The organism is Streptomyces sp. NPDC043853, from assembly GCF_056436025.1.
Window position 1 is genome coordinate 1229731 of the sequence record NZ_JBWKDJ010000001.1, and the last position, 20180, is coordinate 1249910.

Below are 20180 nucleotides of genomic sequence, written 5' to 3' on the forward strand. Positions count from 1 at the left end.
CCGGGCCCGTGGGCCGTGGTCGCTCCGGTGGTCTGCTGCTCGGTCACCCCCCGAAGCTATGCGGGCTGCCCGGACCCGGTCTTGTACGTTCTTGCACACAGGCCTTCACAGAGAGCACGCGACTGATTACTGTGAGTGAATGACCACCATCTCCCTGTTGCGTCGCTGGGCCCCCGGGCTCTGCTGGAGCGGGCTCGTCGTCGGGATCCTGCTGGCCGCCGAGTACGCCCGGCGGCGCCCTGCCGCGCTCGGCGGCGGGGCCGAGCAGCGGCTGCAGCTCGCCGGGGACCGGGCGGGGGCCTGTGCGGCCATCGGGGAGGAGTGCGCGCGGGCGCGGGTGGACCTGTTCCGGGAGGCCCTGGTCCTCGACTGGTCCTTCTTCATCCCGGCCTACGGGCTGGTGCTGCTGGCCGTCTTCGGGTTCGGGCGGCTCTTCCTGCACCGTCCGGTCTCGAAGCGGTGCGCCCTGCGGGCACTGTGGCTGACCCTGGCGGCGGTCGCGGCCGACGTCGCCGAGAACGCCTTCCTGTACGGCGCGCTGAACCGGCTGGACACCGGCCCGGACGCGTACCTGAGGTACGCGGCGTACTGCGCGCTGGTGAAGTGGGCGCTGATCGGCCCGCTGGCGGCGACCGCGGTGTGGGTGGCGGCGACCCTGGCCGCCCGGGGGGTGCTGGGCCGGGCCCGGGTGTATGTGGATCCCCGCCCGGCCTTCCGGCAGCGAATGGCCGCGGCCGCACGCAGGCTGTTCCGCCGCCCGCCCGGCCAGGACGACCTCCTGCGGGCCCCGCTGGTCACCACCGCGTACGACCTCGCCGCCGAGGCGGCCGGACAGGCGAACGACTCAGGGGGTTCGGGTCCGGTCGCGGACGCGGCGGCACCGCCCGCCGACCCGGCACCCCTGCCGGACATCATCGAGCCGCCGTCGGCCCCGCACGCCTCGACCCCGCTCGCCGACTGGACCTCCGCCTCGTCCGCGGCACCCGAGGGCAGCGCCCTGTCCCGCTGGCGGACCCGGGCCCTGGTGCTGCCGGACCGGAAACCGGCCGCCACGGGAATCTGCGTCTCCGGCGGCGGCATCCGGTCCGCTTCCGTCACCCTGGGCGCGCTCCAGGCGCTGCGCGAGCACGGGGTTCTCGACCGGGCGGAGTACCTGGTCTCGGTGTCGGGCGGCGGCTACACCGCCGGCGCCTTCCAGCTGGCCGTGACCGGGCGGCCGGCCCGGGTCCGGGACACGAACCGGTCCCCGCGGGGCCTGGCCGGCCCTGCGGACGCCTTCGCTCCGGGCAGCCCCGAGGAGGACCACGTCCGGCGCCACGCCAAGTACCTGATGGACACCCCGCGCGAGACCGTGGTCGCGCTGGGCGCCGTGCTGCGCGGCGTACTGGTCTCGCTGGGTCTGCTGATCCTGACGTTCGTGGTGGCCGGCGAACTCATCGCGGCGTTCTACGCGGCCGTGCCCGTGGCCGATCTCTCGGGGTTCCGCCACGCCTTCGACGGCGGCGGCGCCGGGCTCGGCGACTTCCCGCTGTACCGGCACGTCTGGCCGCCGGTGCTCGCGCTGGTCGGAGCCGCGGCCCTGGTCTCCCTCGGCGGCACGCTGTACCGGACGTTCAGCGGGGCGGCCCGGCCGGCCTGGCTGCGGAGCACGCTCAAGGCGATGCTGTGGGCGGCGGTGGCGGTCCTGGCCCTGGCCGTGGTCGTCCCGTGGGTCATCTGGTTCTACGCCTGGCTGTCCTTCGGCCGGCACGTCGTCCCCGATGACATCGGCGGGGTCTCTGCGCTCGGCGCGCTCACCGCCGGGCTCACCTGGCTGGGCGGGCTGTTCGCGGCCCGCTTCACCAGGACCCGGCAGGTCCGCAACGACGGCGACCGGCCCGGACCGTTCTCCGCCGGGCGGGTGAAGACCATCACGACCAGGATCGGGAGCGGCTGGACGCTGCGTCTGGTCACCTGGCTGGTGCTGCTGCTCCTCGGCTTCGTCCTGCTCTTCTTCCTGTCCTGGGCCGCCGTGTGGGCCGGGGACTGGCCCTGGGGCTGGCGGGTGGGCCTGCCGACCGGGCTGGTGGTACTGGCCCTGGTCCTCGACCAAACCACCTTCAGCCTGCACCCCTTCTACCGGCAGCGGCTGGCCGGCGCCTTCGCGGTGCGCCGGACCGTGCTGGAGGACGGCTCGATCGGCAGCCTCCCGTACGACTACAACGGCGAGCTGACCAGCTTGAGCACGCACGCCCAGCGGGTCCGGCCCTTCCCCAAGGTGATCTTCGCCGCCTCCGCCGCCCTGTCGGACCGGAACCGCACCCCGCCGGGGCGGCCCGCCGTACCCATCACCTTCGCCTCCGACTACGTGGGCGGGCCGGACATCGGCTGGGTGCGGACCACCACCCTGGAGCACACCGCGCACCCGCTGATCCGGGCCGACGTGACCGTGCAGTCCGCGATGGCGGTGTCCGGGGCGGCGTTCGCCTCCGCGATGGGCAGTCAGTCGACGGCGGTGGCACGGCTGCTGACCCTGTCCAACCTGCGGCTGGGTACGTGGCTGCCGAACCCCGCCTACCTCGCCGCCGTGGCCAGGCAGGAGGAGTCCCGCTGGACCATGCCCCGCCTCCCCCGGGTCCGCCGGCTCCGCTACCAGCTCCAGGAACTCCTGGGCCGCTACACGGACACCAGCCCGATGCTCCTGTGCACCGACGGCGGGCACGTCGACAACCTCGGCCTGGTCGAGCTGCTGCGGCTGCGCTGCCGCACGGTGTACGTGGTCGACGCCTCCGGGGACTCCCCGCCGCTGGCCACCACGCTCGCACAGGCCGTCACCCTGGCGTACGAGGACCTGGGCGTGCGGATCACCTTCCCGGAGGGCGGGGCGCTGAAGCTGGTGCCGGGCGGTGCCGAACCGCTCGCGCCGACGGACGCGCTGGGCGCGCTCAACGCCCGGCTCTCGGCGGACTGCGTGGTCACGGGCACGATCGAGTACCCGGAGGACATCGAGTTCGAGCCGGGGACGCCGCCCGGGCGGATCGGGCGGATCGTCGTGGCGAAGGCGAGCCTGACCCCGGACATGGCCTACGAGCTGCTCAGCTATGCGCTGCGGGAGCGGTCCTTCCCCCGGGTGAGCACCTTCGACCAGTCCTTCGACCACGCCCAGTTCGACGCGTACCGGGCACTCGGCCACCACCTGGGCAAGCGGGCGGCCGAGGTGGGAGAGGGGTCCCGGCCGCCGACGGAGCCGGACACACCGACCGCGCCGACCGCGCCGTCTACGCCGGAGACGCCGGAGACGCCGGATAGACCGGAGACGCCGGACACCATCTAGCCGAAGGCGCGTTCGCGACGGTAGGCGCCGGGCGGGACCCCGACGATCCGGGTGAAGTGCCGGTTCAGGTGCGGCTGGTCGGTGAAGCCGACCGCCACGGCCGCCTCGGCCGGCGGGGTGCCCGCCCCCAGCAACAACCGGGCCCGGCGGACCCGGGCGTCGGTCAGCCAGGTGTGCGGGGGCATGCCGTAGCGCTCGCGGAAGGACCGCAGCAGCGCGAACGGGCTGGTGCCCAGCTCGGCGGCGAGCTGCTCCAGGGTGGGTGGTTCGGCGAGCCGGTCCTCCAGCAGGGCCCGGGCCCGCTCGGCCGTACCGGCGCCCGCGCCGGACACCGGGCGGGACGGCAGCCGTCCGCCGTGCTGCCGCAGCATGCGGGCGACCACGATCCGCAGCAGGCCGTCGGCGGCGAGCGCGTTGCCCTGCTCGGCGGCCCGGTGGACCTCGGTGATCACCCGGGCGCCCTCGGGGTCCATGACCATCGGCTCGGTGAAGCCGGGGGTGCCGCGCAGGGTGGTGAGCTCGGCGGCCACCTCGGCGACCAGGTCGCGGGCCGGGTAGAGGGTGGAGTACGCCCAGCCCTCGGGGGCTCCGGCCCGGGCGGTGTGCGGGACCTCGGGATTGATCAGGACCACGCTGCCGGGACCGGCGCGCTCGGTCGCCCCGGGCAGGCCGATCTCCTCGATGCCGCAGGTCACGGCTGCGATGACATAGCCGTCGTGGGCGTGCCGGGGGAAGGTGTGGCGGACGTAGTGGGCTCGCAGCAGGTCCACTCCCGGCAGGTCCGGGTTCTGCCAGTGCCGGGCCCACTCGCGGCCGACCCTCCCGTCCGGGGCCGTGCCGTCTCCGTTCGCCATCCCCCCATTGTCCCTCGCCGCCCGGAACGGCGAACGCGCAGGTCGGGGGCGATGTCAGTGGCGGGGTGCAGGATGGTCGCATGGCCGGCTCCGCGCTCGACGCTTTCTCCCCCGCGACCCGCTCCTGGTTCACCGGGGCGTTCGCCGGGCCCACCGCCGCCCAGGAGGGCGCGTGGCGGGCCATCGGCGCGGGTTCGGACGTGCTGGTGGTGGCACCCACCGGCTCCGGCAAGACGCTCGCCGCCTTCCTGGCCGCGCTGGACCGGCTGGCGTCCGTACCACCGCCCGCCGAGCCGAAGAAGCGGTGCCGGGTGCTGTACGTGTCCCCGCTGAAGGCCCTCGCGGTGGACGTCGAGCGGAATCTGCGCAGCCCGCTGACCGGGATCCGGCAGGAGGCGGTCCGGCTGGGCCTGCCCGAGCCGGAGATCCGGGTGGGCATCCGGTCCGGGGACACCCCGGCCGCCGAGCGCCGGGCGCTGGCCACCCGCCCGCCGGACATCCTGATCACCACGCCCGAGTCGCTGTTCCTGATGCTCACCTCCGCGTCCCGGGAGGCCCTGGCCGGGATCGAGACGGTGATCCTGGACGAGGTGCACGCGGTCGCGGGGACGAAGCGGGGCGCGCACCTGGCTCTGTCGCTGGAGCGGCTGGACGAGCTGCTGCCGCGCCCGGCCCGCCGGATCGGCCTGTCGGCGACGGTGCGGCCGGTCGGGGAGGTGGCCCGCTACCTGGCGCCGCGCGGCAAGGTGGAGATCGTCCAGCCGCCGTCGGCCAAGGAGTTCGACCTCTCGGTCGTCGTGCCCGTACAGGACATGGGCGAGCTGGGCGGTTCACCGGCCTCGGAGGAGCGGGAGGGCGGGGACAAGCCGTCGATCTGGCCGCACGTGGAGGAGCGCATCGCGGACCTGGTGCAGGCGCACCGGTCGACGATCGTGTTCGCCAACTCGCGGCGCCTCGCGGAGCGGCTGTGCAACCGGCTGAACGAGATCGCGTACGAGCGGGCCACCGGCGAGCCGGCGGCCGAGGGGCAGGCCCCGCCGGCCGAGATCATGGCCCAGTCGGGATCGGCGCAGGGAGCCCCGCCGCTGCTGGCGCGCGCGCACCACGGTTCGGTGTCCAAGGAGCAGCGGGCCCTGGTCGAGGAGGACCTGAAGGCGGGCCGGCTGCCCGCCGTGGTGGCCACGTCCAGCCTGGAGCTCGGCATCGACATGGGCGCGGTGGACCTGGTGGTGCAGGTGGAGTCGCCGCCCTCGGTGGCCTCCGGACTGCAGCGGGTCGGCCGGGCCGGACACCAGGTCGGCGCCGTCTCCCGGGGTGTGGTGTTCCCCAAGTACCGGGGCGACCTGGTCCAGTCGGCGGTGGTCACCGAGCGGATGCGCGGCGGTGCCATCGAGTCGCTGCGCATCCCGTCGAACCCGCTGGACGTGCTGGCGCAGCAGCTGGTCGCGATGACGGCGATGGACACCTGGCAGCTGGACGACCTGATGACGCTGGTGCGGCGGGCCGCGCCGTTCGCAGCGCTGCCCGAGTCGGCGTTCACGGCCGTGCTGGACATGCTGGCGGGCCGTTATCCCTCGGACGCCTTCGCCGAGTTGCGGCCCCGGGTGGTGTGGGACCGGGTGGCGGGGACGGTCACCGGGCGGCCGGGGGCGCAGCGCCTCGCGGTCACCTCGGGCGGGACGATCCCGGACCGGGGCCTGTTCGGGGTGTTCCTCGCCGGTGCCGACCCGAAGAAGGGCGGCGGCCGGGTCGGGGAGCTCGACGAGGAGATGGTGTACGAGTCCCGGATCGGCGACGTGTTCACCCTGGGCACCACCTCCTGGCGGATCGAGGACATCACCCGGGACCGGGTGCTGGTCTCCCCCGCGCCCGGGGTCCCGGGCCGACTGCCGTTCTGGAAGGGGGACCAGCTGGGCCGCCCGCTGGAACTGGGCCGTGCGGTGGGCGCGTTCCTCCGCGAGGTCGGCGCGCTGTCCGAGGAGGACGCCCGGCTGCGGCTGCTGGCGGCCGGGCTGGACGCGTGGGCCGCGGACAACGTGCTCGCCTATCTGGCGGAGCAGCGCGAGGCCTGCGGGCACGTGCCGGACGACCGGACGATCGTCGTGGAGCGGTTCCGGGACGAGCTGGGCGACTGGCGGGTGGTGGTCCACTCCCCGTTCGGCGCACAGGTGCACGCGCCGTGGGCGCTGGCGCTGGGTGCCCGGCTCACCGAGCGGTACGGCATGGACGCGCAGGTGATGCACGCGGACGACGGGATCGTGCTGCGGCTGCCGGACGCCGACCTGCTGGGCATGGACCTCCTCGATCTCGATCCGGCGGCGGCGCCCGCGTTCGAGTTCGACAGTGAACAGGCCCCGCTGGGCGCGGCCGACGTGGCCTTCGACAAGGGCGAGGTCGACCGGATCGTCACCGAACAGGTGGGCGGCTCCGCGCTGTTCGCCTCCAGGTTCCGGGAGTGCGCGGCCCGCGCGCTGCTGCTGCCGCGCCGCAGTCCGGGCAAGCGGACCCCGCTGTGGCAGCAGCGCCAGCGGGCCGCGCAACTGCTCCAGGTGGCCTCCGAGTTCGGTTCCTTCCCGATCGTGCTGGAAGCCGTACGGGAGTGCCTGCAGGACGTGTTCGACGTGCCGGGGCTGACGGAGCTGATGGGGGACATCGAGGCGCGCCGGGTCCGGCTGGTGGAGGTCACCACGCCCGAGCCCTCGCCGTTCGCCCGGTCGCTGCTGTTCGGATACGTGGCCCAGTTCCTCTACGAGGGGGACTCGCCGCTGGCCGAGCGGCGGGCGGCGGCCCTCTCGCTGGACTCCCGGCTGCTGGCGGAGCTGCTGGGGCAGGCCGAGCTGCGGGAGCTGCTGGACCCGGAGGTGCTGGCCGAACTGGAGCGCGAGCTCCAGTGGCTGACGGAGGACCGGCGGGCCAAGGACGCCGAGTCCGTGGCGGACCTGCTCCGCCTGCTGGGCCCGCTGACGGAGACCGAGCTGGCCGAGCGGGGTGCGGAAGCGGACTGGGCGCCGGAGCTCGGCGCCGCGCGCCGCGCCATCCGGGTACGGATCGCGGGCGCGGAGCACTGGGCGGCGGTCGAGGACGCGGGCCGGCTGCGGGACGCCTTGGGCACGGCCCTCCCGGTGGGCGTACCGGAGGCGTTCACCGAGCCGGTGAAGGACCCGCTGGGTGATCTCCTGGCCCGGTACGCCCGGACGCACGGACCGTTCACCACCGCCACCGCCGCCGCCCGGTTCGGCCTGGGCGCGGCGGTGACCGACGGCGCCCTGCACCGGCTCGCGGCGGCGGGCCGGGTGGTCCAGGGCGAGTTCCATCCCTCCGGCATCGGCCAGGAGTGGTGCGACGCGGCCGTGCTGCGCCGGCTGCGCCGCCGCTCGCTGGCGGCGTTGCGCCAGGAGCTGGAGCCGGTCCCGCCGACGGCGCTGGCCACCTTCCTGCCGCAGTGGCAGCACCTGGGCGGGGCGCTCCGCGGCATCGACGGGCTGGCGCGCGCGATCGAGCAGCTCCAGGGGGCGCCGGTGCCGGCCTCGGCGCTGGAACGGATCGTGCTGCCGTCCCGGGTGGCGGGGTACTCACCCGCCCTGCTGGACGAGCTGACGACCACCGGCGAGGTGGTGTGGGCGGGCGCGGGCGGGCTGCCGGGCAAGGACGGCTGGGTGTCGCTGTACCTGGCGGACGCGGCGCCTCTGCTCCTGCCGCCGCCGCACCCGCTGGAGGCGGGCCCGGTGCACCAGGCCGTGCTGGACAGCCTGTCCGGCGGGTACGGCCTGTTCTTCCGGCAGATCGCCCAGACCGTCCGGGCGGGCCTGCCCGAGGTCGCGGATCCGGAGCTGTCGGAGGCGATCTGGGACCTGGCCTGGTCGGGCCGGCTGACCAACGACACCCTCGCGCCCCTGCGGTCCCTGCTCGGCTCGGGCCGGACGGCGGGGTCCACGGCGCACCGGGCGAGACGGACGGTGCCGCGCGGCCGGTACGGCACGCTGAGCGCGTCGGTGTCCCGGCCGGGACCGCCCACGGTCTCCGGCCGCTGGTCGCTGCTGCCGGAGGCGGGCGCGGATCCCACGCACCGGGCGCACGCACTGGCGCGCACCCTGCTGGACCGGCACGGGGTGGTGACCCGGGGCGCCGTCCAGGCCGAGGGCGTGGAGGGCGGTTTCAGCGCGGTCTACCGGGTGCTGTCGGCGTTCGAGGACAGCGGGCAGGCGCGGCGCGGCTATGTGGTGGAGGGGCTGGGCGCGGCCCAGTTCGCGATGGACGGCGCGGTGGACCGGCTGCGGGCGGCCGAGCGGACTCCGCCGCCGCTGGCGGCGGTGGTCCTGGCGGCGGCCGACCCGGCCAACGCCTACGGTGCGGCCCTGCCGTGGCCCGAGCCGCCGGCCGGCGCCACCCACAAGGCGGGCCGGAAGGCGGGCTCGCTGGTGGTGCTGGTCGACGGCGAGCTGACGCTGTACCTGGAGCGGGGCGGCCGGACCCTGCTGGCGTGGCCGCCCGCCGGGGACCCGCGGCTGGAGGCGGCGACCTCCGCGCTCGCCGCGGCCTCCCGGGCGGGCACCCTGCCCGACCTGACGGTGGAGCGGATCAACAACGCACCCGCGCTGACCTCGCCGCTGGGCCCGGCCCTGGAGTCCGCCGGCTTCCACGCGACTCCGCGCGGGCTCCGCCTGCGGAACTGACGCCAGGGCACCGGGATCAGCGGTCAGCGGTCAGCGGTCAGCGGTCAGCGGTCAGCGGTCAGCGGTCAGCGGTCAGCGGACCACCTTGATCCCGAAGCGGGCACCGCCGAGCGCGAACTGGATGGCACTGTGCATGTGGGAGTACATCTCCATGCCGCGGGAGGACACGATCGGCCCGAGGTCCAGGACGTCCTCCCAGCCGTAGGACCCGAGCAGGTCACGCACCTGCCGCTTGGCCTCGGCGTCCTCGCCCGCGATGAAGATGGTGTGGTCCCCGCCGCCGATCTTCTGCGGGTCGACGACGGTCTCCTGCTCCTGGGTGACGCACGCCTTGACCACCTTGGTGTCCGGCAGGGCGCGCTGGATCCGCTCGCCGAGGCTGTCGGAGTCCACCGGGTCCAGGGCCGGCATCACTCCCCAGGGGGTGGGCCACTGGTGGGCCCGCTCGGGGTTGTAGATGAACGGGACGGCGTAGTCCATCAGGACCTTGCCGGCCAGGTGGTGGCCGATCTCGCTGAGCACCCGTACGGCGTTGGCGCCGTCGATCCCGTTGATGACGAACTCGGCCTCGGCCGCCGCGTCACGGAAGTTCAGCAGCTGGACGGCCGGATAGTCCACCAGCCACTGGGCGAAGGGCTCCGTGCCCATGAAGTCGGGCTCGGTCCGCCCCATGGTGACCTGCGAGTCACGGGTGCCGACGACCACCTCGTGGCCGAGCTGCGTCAGCTTGGCGATGTGCTGGCGGGCGCCCGCACCGGTACCGAGAACGGCGATCTTCATCTGAGGCTCCTTGTTTTCCTCGAACCCCCCGGACGACACTTCCACCGTAGCATTGGTACGGACGTCCGTACCAATAAATCTGTGCGAGGCTGGCCACATGCACGGAGCGACGACCACGAACGACGACCCGGCGCCGCGGCGCCGGACCCGCCGGCACGACCCGAACCGCCGGGAGCGGATCGCCGAGGTCGCCCTGGAGCTGATCGCCGAACGCGGCCTGGAGGGGCTGACCCACCGGGCCATCGCCGAGCGGGCCGATGTCTCACTCAGCTCCACCACCTACCACTTCGCCGACCGCGAAGCGCTGATCCACGCCGCGCTGGACCTGGCGGCCGACCGGTTCGCGGCACAGGTGCGCCGCTGGGCCGAGGAATTCGGCGGCCTGGACCGCGCACAGCTGGCCGAGCGCCTGGCCGACGGGGTGCTGGCGTACATCGGGGAGGACGGGACCCGCTCCGCCGCGGTGGTCGAGTACGAACTCCACGTCGCGGCCCTGCGCCGCCCGGAACTGCGCGAGGCGGCGAGCCGCTCGGCCCGGACCACCGTGGAAGCCCTCACCCCGCACTTCGGCCCCGCCGTGGCCGCCACCGTCCCGCCCCTGATGACCGGCCTGTGCCTGCACGCCATGACCTCCCCGGCACCGCCGGCCCGGGAGGAGATCCTGGCCGTGCTGCGCCAGGCACTCGCCGCGACGGACTGCTGACCACCAGGAGGAGACCGTGCCCGAAGGAGACAGCGTCTGGCGCGCCGCGCACCGGCTGCACACCGTTCTCGCCGGTCAGGTGCTGACCGTCAGCGACCTGCGCGTCCCCCGTCTCGCCACGACCGACCTCACCGGCCGGACCGTGCTGGACGTGACCCCGCGCGGCAAGCACCTGCTGGCCCGCGTCGAGGGCGGTCTCACCCTGCACAGCCACCTCCGGATGGACGGCGCCTGGCGCGTGTTCGCGGCGGGCGAGCGCTGGCACGGCGGACCCGCGTACGAGATCCGGGCCGTGCTCGGCACCGCCTCTCACACCGCCGTCGGCTACCGGCTGCCCGTCCTGGAGCTGCTCCGCACCGCAGAGGAGGACCGGATCGTCGGTCACCTCGGCCCCGACCTCCTCGGCCCGGACTGGGACCCCGAACGGGCCGCGGCGAACCTCGGGGCCGCCCCGGACCGCCCGCTCGGCGAGGCCCTGCTCGACCAGCGGAACCTGGCCGGCATCGGCAACATCTACAAGGCGGAGCTCTGCTTCATGGCCGGCGTGACCCCCTGGACCCCGGTCGGCGACCTCACCCCTTCCGTCCTCGACCGGCTCCCGGGCGCCGCCCACCGTGTCCTGTCGGCCAACATCGGCCCCGGCCGGCACCCCCGCACCACCACCGGCCCGCGCGGCAGCGGCCGCCCCGACCTGTTCGTGTACGGCCGGGCCGGCCGCCCCTGCCTGCGCTGCCGCACTCCGATCCGGGAGGCCCCGCAGGACGACCGCCCCACCTATTGGTGCCCCCGCTGCCAGACCGGCCCGGTCGGCGAGGACCCGCGGAGCGTGGTCCGCCGCTTCAACGCCCTGATCAACGCCCGCGATCTGGCCGGCCTCGGCACCCTGATGTCGGAGGACCACAGCTTCGTCGACCCGGCCGGCGCCGTCGTCTCGGGGCGCCGGGCCTGCCTGGAGGCGTGGAGCGGCTTCTTCGCCGCCTTCCCCGACTACCGCAACGTCTTCGAGTCCGTGACGGCCGACCACGAGGTGGTCTCCGCCGCCGGGCACTCGGAGTGCTCCGACCCCCGGCTGGCCGGCCCGGCCCGCTGGACCGCCACCGTGCACGAAGGCAAGGTCACCCGCTGGCACGTGTACGAGGATCCCGCCGCCCCGCCCGCCCCGCTCTGAGGGAACGACCCCACGGCCGAGCGACCCACGGCCGACCGACCCACGGCCGACCGACCCGCGGCCGCCGACCGGTTGACGACCCGTCAGATACGGTCGTACCGTCCCGGTCATGTCCCTAGCCCCGTACGACCTCACCGGCCGCACCGCGCTGATCACCGGCGCCGCCAGCGGCATCGGACGGGCCACCGCACGGCTGCTCGCCGAGGCGGGCGCCGCCGTCCACTGCGCCGACCGCGACGAGAAGGGCCTGCACGAGACCGCGGGCCTGGTCGGGGAACGGGGCGGCACGGCCGTGGTCCACGTCCTGGACGTCACCGACCGCGATCAGCTGCGGGCTGCCGTGGCCGCCGCCGGCCGGGTCGACATCGCCGCCGCCATCGCCGGGATCATGCACACCAGCAGCGTGGTGGACACCCTGGACGAGGACCTCGACCGGGTGTTCTCCGTGAACTTCAAGGGGGTGCTGTACACCTGCCAGGAGGCCGCCCGGTCCATGCTCGCCGCCGGCACCCCGGGCTCCATCGTCACCATGGCCTCCGGCGCCGTGGACGCCGCATCTCCCGGCCTGCTCTGCTACAGCGCCGCCAAGGCCGCCGTGGTCCAGCTGACCAGGACCCTGGCCACCGAGACCGGCCCGCACGGCATCCGGGTCAACGCGGTCGCCCCGGGGTGGATCCGCACCCCGATGACCGGCCGACACGGCCCGGAGGTCCAGGAGCGGACCGAGGCCGCGATGATCAGGATGGCGCCGCTGCGCCGGGCCGGCGAGGCCGAGGACATCGCACGGGCCGTGCTCTACCTCGCCTCGGACGCCTCGTCCTTCATGACGGGCCAGATTCTCCGCCCGAACGGGGGAGTCGCGATGCCCTGGTGACCGGTTCCCCCGACGCCGCGGGTCCCGGAACGGCCCGCGCCCGCGAGCGCGGGGCGTCCGTCCGGCGGGCACAGTGCACGGGCAGCAGGCTCAGGGTCCAGCCGCTCATCACGAGGGCTCCCTCGACCGGGCCTGCTTCCACGGGCACCAGGGCCAGGCGCAGTAACGCCCACCACCACAGCGCTCCCGCCACCAGGGCCAGGGATATGAGGAGCAAGCGGAGCACGGTTGCCTCCCGGGATGGGGGTCCCCCGCTCGAGCGGAGCCGAGAGTGGGGGAGGGACCGGTCCCGCCCATCGTCCCGTACCCCTCCTACCACCGCACCCAGAACGCCCCGGATCGCCCGGAGCGCCCAGGAGCACCCGGATCCACCCCGTAACCACCGCTACGCCCCGGAACCGCCCTCATGGGCCGGCAGGCCGGGAAGTCGGCCCCGGACAGCACGAAGCCCCGTCCGGGTCGCGGGGCGCCTCCCAGCATCGACTGGGGGACTCCCTCGCGCCCGGCCGGGGCTCCGGCCATGACTCGGGCACTCAGGCGGCTACGACGTTCACCGCTTCCGCAGGCGCCTTGATGGTCACCCGCTCCGGTCCGCCCGCGACCGAGGTCACGGAGACCGAATTGAGCATCGGGCGTACCGGCGCCGGCACCGGTTCGCTTGCCGCGGCCGACTGTGCAAGTTCGGCGAGCGACAGTTCGTCGCTGACTTCGCGCATCAGCTCGGACATCCGTACGTCCAGCGCGTCGCAGATCGCGGAGAGCAGTTCGGAGGACGCCTCCTTCTGCCCCCGCTCCACCTCGGAGAGATAGCCGAGAGAAACTCGGGCGGACGAGGAGACTTCGCGCAGAGTACGGCCCTGGCGCTGGCGCTGCCGACGCAGCACGTCACCCAGCAGGCGACGGAGCAGAATCATCGGTGGCTCCCTCCTCTGACCGTGTAGCCGCATCCTTCACGCCCCACCGTACCGCCTCGCGCCGCGGCCGTGCGGGGAGCGATGTCGTGTTCACTCAGGGCTGCAAACATCAAATCCCCCCGTTCTGTTCCGTATCCTGCCCCCGCACATTCTCGCGGAGTTCGCTCGAGAGAAGTTCGAGCACGGTCCGTACACTCTCTGTACGGATTTCCGCGCGGGAGCCGTTCAACCGCAGACGGGCCGTTTTCCCGCCCCCGGGACCGGCCACGGCGATGAAGACCGTGCCCACGGGCTGTCCGTCCTGCGGCTCCGGACCGGCCACCCCGGTCGTCGCGATCCCCCACCCGGCCCCCAGCGCCTCCCGTACGCCGGCCGCCATCTGCGCCGCCACCTGCGCGTTCACCGCGCCGTGCGCGGCGAGCAGTTCCGCGTCCACGCCCAGCAGGCGGTGCTTGAGCTCGGTGGCGTACGCCGTCACGGAGCCGCGGAAGGATTTCGAGGCTCCGGGGACGGCGGTGATCTCGGCCGCCACCAGTCCGCCCGTCAGGGATTCCGCGACCGCGACCGTCTGCTCACTCTCCGCGAGCAGCCTGAGCACCTCGGCCGCGATCGAACGGGAGTCCACGGCGGGCGGGCCGGATTCCCGCGCCCCTCCGGCGGCGCCGGCCGCTCCCCCGCCCCCCGGTCCGTATGTCACCTCGCGGCCCGCTCCGCGGCGATCCCCTTGCGCCGCAGGACCACGGCCTGGCGTACGTAGTCCAGCCCGGTGACCACGGTCAGCGCCACGGCCACCGCCATCACCCACCACCGGAAGGTGGCCAGCGGGCCGGTCAGCGCGAGCACGTACATGCCCACCGCCGTCCCCTGCGCCAGGGTCTTCAGCTTGCCGCCCCGGCTGGCCGGGATCACCCCGTAGCGGATCACCCAGAACCTCATCAGGGTGATGCCGAGCTCCCGGCCCAGGATCACCCCGGTGACCCACCAGGGCAGGTCCCCGAGATAGGACAGGCAGACCAGGGCCGCGCCCATGATGGCCTTGTCGGCGATCGGGTCGGCGATCTTCCCGAAGTCCGTCACCAGGTTGTACGTCCGGGCCAGGTGCCCGTCGAACACGTCGGTGATCATGGCGACGGCGAACGCCGCCCAGGCCCACGCCCGCCAGACGGGGTCGTACCCGCCGTTGGCGAGCAGGAGCAGCACGAATCCCGGCACGAGTACCAGCCGGACCATCGTCAGGATGTTGGCGATGTTCCACAGGCCGGCCTGGCTCACGGCCGCGGCCACCGGCTTCCCGCCGGACGCCGGACCGGGCCGGCGGCTGGTGCCGCCCGCCGCCGATGCCGGGACTCCGGTCATCCGGCCGCCTCCTCGAACTCCTCCAGGCCCAGCGGCTCGGCCACCAGGTCCACGCCCAGGGTGCCGACCACCTTCGCCGTCACGATCCGGCCGGGGGTCAGACCGGTGCTGTCGGTGAAGACCACCTGGCCATCGGTCTCGGGAGCCTGGTGCGCGGCACGCCCGTAGGCCCCGTTCCCGTCCTCGTCGACGGTCTCCACGGTCTCGACGAGTACCTCCACGGTCTCACCGATCCGCTCCTCGGCGCGCTGTGAGGTGAGTTCCTCGGCGAGTCGCTGCATATGGGCGAGCCGCTCCGCGATCACGTCCTCGTCGAGCTTGTTCTCGTACGTGACCGCCTCGGTGCCCTCCTCGTCGGAGTAGCCGAAGACACCGATCGCGTCGAGGCGGGCGTGCGTGAGGAAACGCTCCAGCTCGGCGAAGTCGGCCTCGGTCTCACCGGGGAAGCCGACGATGAAGTTGGACCGGACGCCGGCCTGCGGGGCCTTGGAGCGGATGGTGTCCAGCAGCTCCAGGAACCGGTCGGTGTCGCCGAAGCGGCGCATGGCGCGCAGCACGTCGGGCGCGGAGTGCTGGAAGGACAGGTCGAAGTACGGCACCACCTTCGGGGTGGAGGTCAGTACGTCGATCAGGCCGGGGCGCATCTCGGCGGGCTGGAGGTAGCTGACCCGGACCCGCTCGATGCCGTCGACCTCGGCGAGCTCGGGCAGCAGGGTCTCCAGCAGGCGGATGTCGCCCAGGTCCTTGCCGTAGGAGGTGTTGTTCTCGGAGACCAGCATGACCTCCTTGACGCCCTGCTCGGCCAGCCAGCGGGTCTCGCCCAGCACGTCGCTCGGGCGGCGCGAGATGAAGGAGCCGCGGAAGGACGGGATGGCGCAGAAGGAGCAGCGGCGGTCGCAGCCGGAGGCCAGCTTCACGGAGGCGACCGGGCTGGTGTCCAGGCGGCGGCGCAGGGGTGCGCGCGGGCCGGAGGCGGGCGCGAGGCCATCGGGAAGGTCTGCGGGGGCCGCGGCGCCCGTCGGCTGAGCCGACTCGGTGCCTGCAGCCTGGGCGTGGCCGGGCAGGGCCACGTCGGCACCCTGCCGCTCGGCGGGGCTGATCGGCAGCAGCTTGCGCCGGTCGCGCGGGGTGTGGGCCTCCACGCTGCCGCCGCCGAGGATCACCTGGAGGCGGTTGGAGATGTCGGCGTAGTCGTCGAAGCCGAGCACGCCGTCGGCCTCGGGGAGGGCCTCGGCGAGCTCCTTGCCGTAGCGCTCGGCCATGCAGCCGACGGCGACGACGGCCTGGGTGCGGCCATGGTCCTTGAGATCGTTGGCCTCCAGCAGGGCGTCTACGGAGTCCTTCTTCGCGGCTTCGACGAAGCCACAGGTGTTGACGACGGCGACGTCCGCGTCGGCGGCGTCCTCGACGAGCTCCCAGCCATCCGCCGCCAAGCGGCCTGCGAGCTCCTCCGAGTCCACCTCGTTACGGGCGCAGCCAAGAGTGACAAGGGCGACGGTACGGCGTTCGGGCATGGACTCAAGACTACTTCGTCGCGACGGCGGCCCCTGCCCCAAGGCCGGGTAAACGAAGATCCCCGGGGCGGACGGCGTTTGCGCCACCGCGTCCCGGGGAAACGGAATTGCCTGCTCAGCCCGCCTGGGCCTGGCCCTGGCGCTGATCGTCCTTGGTGTACTTCAGCCGCTCGACCTGGCCGGGCTGGAAGTCGTCCTTGATCTCCTTGCCGTTCACGAACAGCTGGACGGCACCCGCGTCGCCGAGCACCAGGTCGATGGATTCCTTGTCGGTGAAGGTCTTGGAGTCACCCATCTGGACCATGCCGTCGAAGAGCAGCCGGCCCGTGGAGTCCTTGGCGGAGATCCAGCTCTCCCCGTCGTTGGCGGTCAGCACCACCGTCACCAGGTCCTTGGGGGCGGCCGCGATGGCGCTGTCCGAGGGCTCCGGCTTGGGCGCGGCGGGCGGCTTCGGGGTCTTGGGCGTCTGCGGGCTCTGCGTGATCACCTTGCCGGTCTGCGCCGGGGCGGGCTTGGGCGAGGCGGAACCTTCCGCCACCGGCCGCCGGCCCTCCTCGCCACCGCTGAAGGCGGTGAACCCGACGAAGCCGATCACCGCGACGATCGCCGCGACCATGGCGGCGGTCCAGTTCGGGCGCTGCCGCTCGGGGCGGATCCGCTCCGCCTCGAACAGAGGCGCGGCCGGGGTGGGGGCCGGGCGGCCGCCGTGCGCGGCGTCGTAGCTCTCCACGAGCGGGTCCGGATCGGTGCCGACCGCGCGGGCGATCGTACGGATGTGGCCGCGCGCGTACACGTCGCCGCCGCAGCGGGTGAAGTCGTCCTGCTCGATCGCGTGCACGATCGGGGTGCGCACCCGGGTGACCGAGCTGACCTCGTCGACGGTGAGCCCGGCGGCGATGCGGGCCTGCTGGAGGGTTCGGCCGATGGACGGACCGGACTCCGGCCGCTGCTCGCCGTTGTCTTCGGCGTCGGCGGTCGAAGGGCGGTCGTCTTCTGGGGAGTTGGATTTGCCGATGGACACGGGGGCGCCTTTCGAGCGTGTAGCCACCTGCTGGATGTCCAGTCTAGGGGGGTGACGAAAGGGTGGAGCAACCGGAGGGGGGACTTCGTACGCCATCCGTATGGCGGACCGGTGTCCCTCCCCATTCCTTCAACTCGGACGCCGCGCGGAGGGATACGGTTGCCCGCGCATCCCTTACGGGTGAGCCCCCCGCGGCCGGCCGGCAGCAGCCTACGGGACGTCAATCCGGACCGTAGGGGACCCCCTCCCCCGGCACAAGCAAGCGGGTCCGGGCAAGCGGGTGACGGCCCCGGCCGAAGGCCCCCCGGGCAACGGACCCGGCGACGGAGCACCTGTGCGTGCGGTCCGGTCAGACGGTCGGCCCGGGGGCGGTGCGCAGCAGGAGCATGGCGATGTCGTCGGTGTACCGGCCGGTGGGCCAACTGCGCGCCAGCAGCGTGTCGATGAGCCCGTCGAGGTCCTGTCCGCTGTGCTCGGCCAGCTGCCCGGCGAGGTCTGCGGTGATCCGGTCGAGGTCGCGGCCGGGCGCTTCGACCAGCCCGTCGGTGTAGAGGGCCAGCGTGGTGCCCGGGCCGAGCGTCAACTCGGTGACGGGGAAGGAGACCCCGTGTCCGGCGCCGAGCAGGGGGGCGGGGTCGAGTTCCACGACTCCGGGCGAGAGCCCGGGCCCGTGCAGCAGCGGGGGCGGGTGGCCCGCGGTGGCCAGGCGCGCCCGGTGGTGCGCGAGGTCGAGGTGGACGTACAGGCAGGAGACCAGGAGGTCGGTGCCCAGGTCGGCGAGGACCCGGTTGGTGCGGGCGAGAACCTGGTCGGGCGGGGCGCCCGCGGTGGCGTGGATGGCGGTGCGGACCTGGCCCATGAGCGCGGCGGCGGCCACGTTGTGCCCCTGCACGTCGCCGATGACGGCCGCGGCAGTGGTGGCGTCGAGGCGGATGAGGTCGTAGAAGTCGCCGCCGATGTCCATGCCGTGCCCGGCCGGCAGGTAGCGGGCGGCCGCCTGCAGACCGGGCAGGGTCGGCAGGCCGCGCGGCAGGAGGGCTTCCTGGAGGCCGTGGGCGATGTCGTGCGTGGCGTCGTAGAGCCGGGCCCGGTCCAGGGCCTGGGCGATCAGGCCGGCCAGCGAGGTGAGGACGGCCCGCTCGTCGGCGCTGAACACGTGGGGGTGGTCGTAGGACAGGATGCAGCAGCCGACCGGCCGGCTGGAGATGACCAGCGGCAGGAACGCCCACGCCTGCTTCCCGCTGATCCGCAGGGCCTGGGGGAACTCGTCGGCCATCTCCTCGGGGCCGGCGTAGAAGGCCGGGACGCCGGTGGCGAGGACCTTCCCGGCGGGGGTCAGGTCGGTGTCCAGGGGCAGGCCGTCGAGGCGGTCGACGGTCCCCGGGGCGTAGCCGTGATCGCCGGTGATCTTCAGGCGGCCGGCGTCGGCCGTGGAGAGGAGCAGCCCGTCGGCGCCGAAGGCCGGGAGGATCTGGTCGGCGACCAGGTCGATGACGTCGCGGACGGCCACGGTCTCGGTGAGGGCTGCCGCCAGGTGCGCGAGCTGGTAGAGCCGGCCCGCCTGGGTGCCGTTCCCGGGCTCGGCGGCGGACGGACGCGGTGTGCGGGCGGCCGGGGGCTGTTTGCCGCCGCCCGGGGCCGCGGCCCGGGTGACGCGGACGCTGATGCCGCTGGCGTCCGGGTAGAGCTCGATGCGGAGCCAGTGGTCCGGGGCGTGCTCGACGGTGAAGGCGACGGTGTCGCGGCTGATGACCGCGGTCCGGTAGTGGTCCTCGACCTCGGGGGTGTCGAGCCACGGCAGGGACTGCCAGGGCCGGGTGCCCAGCAGCTGGTCGGCCTTGCGGCCGAGCAGGTCCTCCGCCGCCGGGTTCACGTAGGTGATCCGGCTCTCCAGGTCCAGGGCCAGCGCCCCGTCCGGAAGCCGCTCGACGTAGTCCACGGCGGCCTGCCCGGCCCGGGCCGTGTCCTGCGGGCCCGCCCCGGCCGCCGGGATCAGCAGGGGCCGCTCGGGCAGCACGCCCGGGACGGCGTACTCGTCCAGCGACCGGGCGATGCGGCGGGCCGCGGCGGCGAGGTGGCCGCGCTCGCGCCGGGTGGCGCTGCCGGAGTACTCGGCGGGCCACAGCAGGATCAGACTGCCCCAGCAGCGGTAGCGGCCGTTCAGGGGCAGTGCGGCGAGCGCGAACCGGTAGGGCAGGCCCGCCGCGGCGCGCGGGTAGGCGCGCACCATCTCGTCCTGGGAGGCCACCCACACCAGGCGGTTCTCCCGGACGGCCTCGCTGGGGGGCACCGGGGAGGCCATCGACACCCGCTGCCAGGGGCGGGCCGCCTCCGGCGGCAGGCCGCTCATCAGTGCGAGCACCAGGGCCCGCGCCGCCTCGTCCAGCAGGTAGATCCCGCCCGCGGAGGCGCCGGTACGGCGCACGGTGTCGGCCAGTGCCTCGTCCGGCATCGGCACGGCGAGCGTGGCGCCCGCGGACTCACCGCCGCCGGCCACCGGAGGACCCCGATCCGTCACCCATATCAGGACCATACGACCCGGAGGACACCCGCGGCAGGTCCGGGCGGGCCGGGTGGCCGACGGCGGCCGGAGCCGCCGCGCCTCCGCCCGCCCCCGCGGCTACGACTCCCCGCGGATCACCGCGAGCACGCCGTCCAGCTCGTCGGGCTTCACCAGCACGTCCCGCGCCTTCGATCCCTCGCTCGGGCCCACCACGCCCCGGGACTCCATGAGGTCCATCAGCCGGCCCGCCTTGGCGAAGCCCACCCGGAGCTTGCGCTGGAGCATCGAGGTGGACCCGAACTGGGTGGAGACCACCAGCTCGGCCGCCTGGCACAGCAGGTCGAGGTCGTCGCCGATCTCCTCGTCGATCTCCTTCTTCTGCTTCTGCCCGACGGTGACGTCGTCCCGGAACACCGGGGCCATCTGGTCCTTGCAGTGCCGGACCACCGCCTGGACCTCGTCCTCGGTGACGAACGCGCCCTGCAGCCGGACCGGCTTGTTCGCACC

At 74.0% G+C, this 20180-nt stretch carries 13 protein-coding genes and 2 pseudogenes; 6 read left to right on the top strand and 9 right to left on the bottom strand.

The window, feature by feature from the left end; all coding sequences use genetic code 11:
* The first annotated feature begins 139 nt into the window (after nucleotides 1-139).
* Nucleotides 140-3313 carry a hypothetical protein gene (locus AC067U_RS05215; RefSeq protein WP_478828227.1) on the top strand — a complete coding sequence of 1058 codons (3174 nt, stop codon included), beginning with the start codon at nucleotides 140-142 and terminating at the stop codon, nucleotides 3311-3313.
* Here AC067U_RS05215 and AC067U_RS05220 read toward each other — a convergent pair.
* Nucleotides 3310-4167: an AraC family transcriptional regulator gene (locus tag AC067U_RS05220; RefSeq protein WP_478828228.1), complete on the bottom strand. Its 858-nt coding sequence runs from the start codon at nucleotides 4165-4167 to the stop codon at nucleotides 3310-3312. The genes AC067U_RS05215 and AC067U_RS05220 overlap by 4 nt on opposite strands.
* 80 nt (nucleotides 4168-4247) lie before the next feature.
* Here AC067U_RS05220 and AC067U_RS05225 point away from each other — a divergent pair, with 80 nt between their 5' ends.
* Complete coding sequence (locus tag AC067U_RS05225) at nucleotides 4248-8840, top strand: ATP-dependent helicase (protein WP_478828229.1); 4593 nt, start codon at nucleotides 4248-4250, stop codon at nucleotides 8838-8840.
* A gap of 72 nt (nucleotides 8841-8912) precedes the next feature.
* Here the strand turns inward: AC067U_RS05225 and AC067U_RS05230 are convergent, their stop codons facing one another.
* Entirely contained in the window at nucleotides 8913-9620 is a 708-nt protein-coding gene (locus AC067U_RS05230) for an NADPH-dependent F420 reductase (RefSeq protein ID WP_478828230.1), read from the bottom strand.
* 97 nt (nucleotides 9621-9717) lie between these two features.
* Here AC067U_RS05230 and AC067U_RS05235 point away from each other — a divergent pair, with 97 nt between their 5' ends.
* The 4 genes and pseudogenes from AC067U_RS05235 (at nucleotide 9718) to AC067U_RS05250 (ending at nucleotide 12365) form a co-directional block, all read left to right on the top strand.
* The gene (locus AC067U_RS05235) at nucleotides 9718-10323 is read left to right on the top strand and encodes a TetR/AcrR family transcriptional regulator (RefSeq protein ID WP_478828231.1); all 606 of its coding nucleotides are present in this window, start codon (nucleotides 9718-9720) and stop codon (nucleotides 10321-10323) included.
* 16 nt (nucleotides 10324-10339) lie between these two features.
* Nucleotides 10340-11128, top strand: a pseudogene (locus tag AC067U_RS05240) (Fpg/Nei family DNA glycosylase); the annotation flags it as partial.
* A 75-nt stretch (nucleotides 11129-11203) separates the two neighbouring features.
* Nucleotides 11204-11491: pseudogene (locus AC067U_RS05245) on the top strand (nuclear transport factor 2 family protein); the annotation flags it as partial.
* Between the two features lie 109 nt (nucleotides 11492-11600).
* The gene (locus tag AC067U_RS05250; protein ID WP_478828232.1) at nucleotides 11601-12365 is read left to right on the top strand and encodes an SDR family NAD(P)-dependent oxidoreductase; all 765 of its coding nucleotides are present in this window, start codon (nucleotides 11601-11603) and stop codon (nucleotides 12363-12365) included.
* Between the two features lie 533 nt (nucleotides 12366-12898).
* Here the strand turns inward: AC067U_RS05250 and AC067U_RS05255 are convergent.
* From AC067U_RS05255 to AC067U_RS05285, 7 genes are all read right to left on the bottom strand, one after another.
* Nucleotides 12899-13279 (bottom strand): helix-turn-helix domain-containing protein, encoded by a 381-nt coding sequence (locus AC067U_RS05255; protein WP_365101686.1) that lies wholly within the window; start codon nucleotides 13277-13279, stop codon nucleotides 12899-12901.
* Nucleotides 13280-13388: 109 nt separating this feature from the next.
* The gene (locus tag AC067U_RS05260) at nucleotides 13389-13904 is read right to left on the bottom strand and encodes a CinA family protein (protein ID WP_478828297.1); all 516 of its coding nucleotides are present in this window, start codon (nucleotides 13902-13904) and stop codon (nucleotides 13389-13391) included.
* Nucleotides 13905-13972: 68 nt separating this feature from the next.
* Nucleotides 13973-14635 (bottom strand): CDP-diacylglycerol--glycerol-3-phosphate 3-phosphatidyltransferase, encoded by a 663-nt coding sequence (gene pgsA, locus AC067U_RS05265; protein ID WP_478828233.1) that lies wholly within the window; start codon nucleotides 14633-14635, stop codon nucleotides 13973-13975.
* The gene (gene rimO, locus AC067U_RS05270) at nucleotides 14632-16149 is read right to left on the bottom strand and encodes a 30S ribosomal protein S12 methylthiotransferase RimO (RefSeq protein WP_478828234.1); all 1518 of its coding nucleotides are present in this window, start codon (nucleotides 16147-16149) and stop codon (nucleotides 14632-14634) included. Before rimO ends, pgsA begins: the two co-directional genes overlap by 4 nt.
* A 115-nt stretch (nucleotides 16150-16264) precedes the next feature.
* Nucleotides 16265-17170 carry a helix-turn-helix domain-containing protein gene (locus AC067U_RS05275; protein WP_478828235.1) on the bottom strand — a complete coding sequence of 302 codons (906 nt, stop codon included), beginning with the start codon at nucleotides 17168-17170 and terminating at the stop codon, nucleotides 16265-16267.
* A 349-nt stretch (nucleotides 17171-17519) separates the two neighbouring features.
* Nucleotides 17520-19622 carry a SpoIIE family protein phosphatase gene (locus tag AC067U_RS05280; protein ID WP_478828298.1) on the bottom strand — a complete coding sequence of 701 codons (2103 nt, stop codon included), beginning with the start codon at nucleotides 19620-19622 and terminating at the stop codon, nucleotides 17520-17522.
* Nucleotides 19623-19790: 168 nt separating this feature from the next.
* Nucleotides 19791-20180: DNA translocase FtsK (locus tag AC067U_RS05285; protein WP_478828236.1), on the bottom strand; the 390-nt coding region annotated here is incomplete at its 5' end.

Bases quoted from the DNA above. Each gene is read 5' to 3' on its own strand.
- AC067U_RS05230 (WP_478828230.1), bottom strand. From the start codon at position 9,620: ATGAAGATCGCCGTTCTCGGTACCGGTGCGGGCGCCCGCCAGCACATC.
- AC067U_RS05235 (WP_478828231.1), top strand. From the start codon at position 9,718: ATGCACGGAGCGACGACCACGAACGACGACCCGGCGCCGCGGCGCCGG.
- AC067U_RS05280 (WP_478828298.1), bottom strand. From the start codon at position 19,622: ATGCCGGACGAGGCACTGGCCGACACCGTGCGCCGTACCGGCGCCTCC.
- AC067U_RS05250 (WP_478828232.1), top strand. From the start codon at position 11,601: ATGTCCCTAGCCCCGTACGACCTCACCGGCCGCACCGCGCTGATCACC.
- AC067U_RS05255 (WP_365101686.1), bottom strand. From the start codon at position 13,279: ATGATTCTGCTCCGTCGCCTGCTGGGTGACGTGCTGCGTCGGCAGCGC.
- AC067U_RS05225 (WP_478828229.1), top strand. From the start codon at position 4,248: ATGGCCGGCTCCGCGCTCGACGCTTTCTCCCCCGCGACCCGCTCCTGG.
- AC067U_RS05215 (WP_478828227.1), top strand. From the start codon at position 140: ATGACCACCATCTCCCTGTTGCGTCGCTGGGCCCCCGGGCTCTGCTGG.
- pgsA (WP_478828233.1), bottom strand. From the start codon at position 14,635: ATGACCGGAGTCCCGGCATCGGCGGCGGGCGGCACCAGCCGCCGGCCC.
- AC067U_RS05220 (WP_478828228.1), bottom strand. From the start codon at position 4,167: ATGGCGAACGGAGACGGCACGGCCCCGGACGGGAGGGTCGGCCGCGAG.
- rimO (WP_478828234.1), bottom strand. From the start codon at position 16,149: ATGCCCGAACGCCGTACCGTCGCCCTTGTCACTCTTGGCTGCGCCCGT.